The sequence below is a fragment of the Bradyrhizobium sp. P5_C11_2 genome (genome assembly GCF_054049755.1).
This window is the reverse complement of record NZ_JBFULT010000705.1, coordinates 1-3,306: the sequence shown is the minus strand read 5'-3', so window position 1 is coordinate 3,306 and position 3,306 is coordinate 1. Positions and strand designations below refer to the sequence as shown.

Here is a 3,306-nt window from a genome sequence, read left to right as displayed (position 1 = left end):
GGAGTAGGGTTGCTGCCAGCGAAAAGCCGCCCCAGGCGAGGAGATAACCGGCCGCAAACCAGCCGGTCGCGGCGAACGGCTTGCCCTGCGCTTTGCCCTGCCGACCCACGCGGGCGTATATGAGGATCATGGGCGCTGCCGAGGGTGCCATCATTCCGATCATCATCACGGCCCACATCAGCAACACATACGCGAACTCGATCGCTCGCCATGGTTCGTTGGCCGGCAGCATGATGCCGATCCCGGCCGGGATCATGCGGAGCCCGGTCATGTCCATGCCGCCCATGTCCATGTCGTTGGCGAGCCAGAGCACATAGCTCCATGCCAGCGCGACAATGATGCCGATTGCGCCGCCGACGACCCAGCGATCGCGCCGCAGCACGGTTTCCAGGGCGCTGTCGGTCATTCGCGATTGACGTTGCCGGCCTCGTCGCAGGGTCGGTGTCAGGAGTTGCATCAAGCCTGGTTCGACCAGCGGATTGGCGCATAGAGGCCGTTCTTGCCGGAATTGTCCCAGCGCATGCCGTGATCGCTGAACGTATTGCCGGCGGCGCCGACTGCCAACACCATCCTGTCGGGGCTGACCGGGTGGCCGATGTTCGTCCACATTTCCCCGCTCGGATGCATGGTCGGCAACGGATCGACGGACATGTGCAGGATACCCGGGATTTCCGCGGACCGCGTCTTGCCGTCGATCCGGAATGCGATCGGGACCTTGCGCACCCCGAGGTTCTTGCTGATCAGCGGTGTGAACGCGGCCATAGGTCCACCGGCGGTGCCGGTGAAGATCGCAGCTAGGGCCTCGGTCTGCGCATCATCAGCGCGCTGATCGATGTAGGCGGCCACCGACCAATCTCCGTCTGCCATGACCCCAGGTGCGTGGAGGATAACCAGGACATTGAGTCCATCGAGCGCGATGTCGCCATAGCGGCCACTCTCGACGTGGAAGATCAGCGGTACGTTGCAAAAGCCCTCGGTCGGTCGCGAGGTCAACGGCGGGGCCGCCGACACGAGGCAGGGACACACGATGCTGCAACTGCAATTTTCGAAATAGTCACCGGAAAGGTGCCATGGGACATCTGCCATCGCTCTCTCCCGCTAGGCCGAACCCGATAGATTGCTTTCGAATGAGCTACGTGTAGTTGAAAGTTACGCTGCGCGGGGAAGTCCCGCAAGGCGAAATGCACCTAACCGCTTTGCCCGTTTCCGCAAGCCATTGAAATCGCAGCAAATGCGGCCGCCCTCCGAGCGCACCAGCCTCGACATCCTGATCTACGCCAGCCGAGCCAGCACGGGCGCCGGCCCGTTCATCCATATTCCTCGCCGATGCCGTATTCCTTGTAGATCTCAAGCGGATCTGTCTCCGGGAACAGACGGCATTTGGCCTGGGCGAGGTGCAGGCTCACCGCCGCCGGCTCCTTGCCGTTCGCAAGCATCTTCCGGATGTCGTCCATATGCGCGCTCGGCTGGTGCTTCGGCTCGAGCTGTTCGAGCGCAACCAGCGCGGTCGCGAGCGCCTCGGTCAAAACCCAGTCGTCGTGGCCGGTGATTCCCTTCTTCGGCATCGGCAGACCCCGCATGCGAATAGCGGTGACAGTCTATCGCGGCTTCCGCCGAATCTCCATTGAGCCGTCGCGGGGGCGGGCGTGTGGGACGGGCGGGCTCGCCGCGCGCTTGCATTGTGGCCGAGTGTGGCTAAAAGGCGCCCGCGCGCGGGCGATCTTATCTTTGCCGCAACACAATTGGCGTAGATGGGCCTGCGCGGCATCCAGGCCGGCTGTTCCGGTCTGCGCCCCATATCCCCGAATTCGCAACACGATCTGGTTGCGCTCAAGGCTGGAGCCAGCATGGCCTTTCTAAGCATCGCCTACCGCTTCCTGACCAACTTCGCGTTCCTGGCGATGGTGTATTTCAGCCTGAACTTCATGGAGAAATATCCGAACCGGGCGATGCTCGCGATCCTGGTGCTGGTCTACAGCGCCATGCGTGCGGCCTCGACGCTGCGCTCGTTCTACTTCTTCCAGAAGATCGAGAAGCTCGAGGGCGAGACGCGGCGGCTCCAGGGGCCCATCAATGACGGGAGCGGCGGAACCAACGCGCGCAAGCAGGTGGTGGCCGACGTTGCCCGGCTGCGCCGTGACGGCGAGCTGAAGTCCTATATGGACCTGTTCTTCCTGGCGCTGATCGTGCTGCTCTGCGTCGCCAACATCATGCGGCAGTAAAGGCCTACTGCGCGCGTTTCTTCAGGCTGGCCACGCGGGTCGGACGCGGCGCGGCGCTGGCGGCCTCCGCGGCGTGCTTGGCTGCGCCATGCGCGGCATGCGCCGTGCGGCGCACCGGCAACTTGGCGACCTTGCGCTTGGCCGGATGAGGCGTCTCGGCCGCCACGGCCAATCGCGTCGCAGCGCGCCGCGTCAGCGTCGTGGACAGCAGAACCTCGAGCGAGCCTTCCGGAATGGCGTAGAGGTCGCGATCGGGGACGGGCAGGGTGGCCGCGACATTCGCCTGGGCCAGGGTCCGGCGCGGCAACAGCGGCCGATGCGCCGGCTGCGCGTTGAGATCGGCGAGGCTCGGTGCCGGAAGCGTTCTGGTCTCGGTGTAGACAAAATTGGGCACCGCCGGCCAGCGCGCGATCGGCGTCGTCTCCGACGGCGGATGCAGCAGCCATTCCACCGGCGTGGTCGGCGTCGCCGGCCGGTCGGCCGTCGCGGGCACCACATGCACGATGCGATAGCCGCGCGCCTTGAGGTCGCGGATGATCTTCGGCAGCGCCGCCACGGTGCGGGCCTGGATGTCGTGCAGCAGCAGGATGCCCTTGCCCTTGGCCTCCAGCCGCTGGATTGCAAGCTGATAGACCCGGTCGGATGACACGTGGCGCCAGTCGTCGGCCGGGAAGTCGGCGCTCCAGACCTGGATGCCGCGCGAGATCAGAAGGTTCTCGACGCCATCGGCGCGCATCAGGCCGGGAATCCGGAAGAACGGCGCGAGCTTGGACGGATCGGTCATCGCGGCCGACGTCCATTCGATGCCGCCGTTGATCTCGGCCTCGGACTTCTCGATCGGCATCCGGTCGAACGTCAGCGGATGGTTCATGCTGTGGGTGCCGACGGTGTGCCCGGCGGCGACCAGCTTGCGTACGCCCTCGGGGTTCGCCTTGGCCTGGCTGCCGATGATGAAGAAGGTCGCCTTGATGCACTCGTCGGCGAGGATCTGACGCACCTGATTCGAATATTTCGGCAGCGGACCGTCGTCGAACGTCAGGACCACTTCATGGTCCTTCAGCGGCAGCGACTCGCGGTACTGCAA

Annotated in this window: 5 protein-coding genes; 1 reads left to right on the top strand and 4 read right to left on the bottom strand. The window is 64.8% G+C overall.

Annotation, left to right across the window (positions count from 1 at the left end; translation table 11 throughout):
* The 3 genes from ACXJL8_RS37270 to ACXJL8_RS37260 all read right to left on the bottom strand — a co-directional run.
* A partial coding sequence (locus ACXJL8_RS37270) for a copper chaperone (protein WP_456686638.1) occupies nt 1-406 on the bottom strand: 406 nt, incomplete at its 3' end.
* Nucleotides 407-456: 50 nt separating this feature from the next.
* Nucleotides 457-1,086 (bottom strand): DUF1326 domain-containing protein, encoded by a 630-nt coding sequence (locus ACXJL8_RS37265; protein WP_456623066.1) that lies wholly within the window; start codon nt 1,084-1,086, stop codon nt 457-459.
* A gap of 221 nt (nt 1,087-1,307) precedes the next feature.
* A complete protein-coding gene (locus ACXJL8_RS37260; protein ID WP_456623065.1) occupies nt 1,308-1,565 on the bottom strand; it encodes a hypothetical protein in 258 nt (85 codons plus the stop codon).
* Between the two features lie 282 nt (nt 1,566-1,847).
* On the opposite strand from ACXJL8_RS37260, the gene ACXJL8_RS37255 reads away from it, so the two are divergent.
* Nucleotides 1,848-2,222: a hypothetical protein gene (locus tag ACXJL8_RS37255; RefSeq protein ID WP_456623064.1), complete on the top strand. Its 375-nt coding sequence runs from the start codon at nt 1,848-1,850 to the stop codon at nt 2,220-2,222.
* 4 nt (nt 2,223-2,226) lie between these two features.
* Here the strand turns inward: ACXJL8_RS37255 and ACXJL8_RS37250 are convergent.
* On the bottom strand, nt 2,227-3,306 hold a 1,080-nt coding region (locus ACXJL8_RS37250; RefSeq protein ID WP_456686637.1), incomplete at its 5' end, for a polysaccharide deacetylase family protein.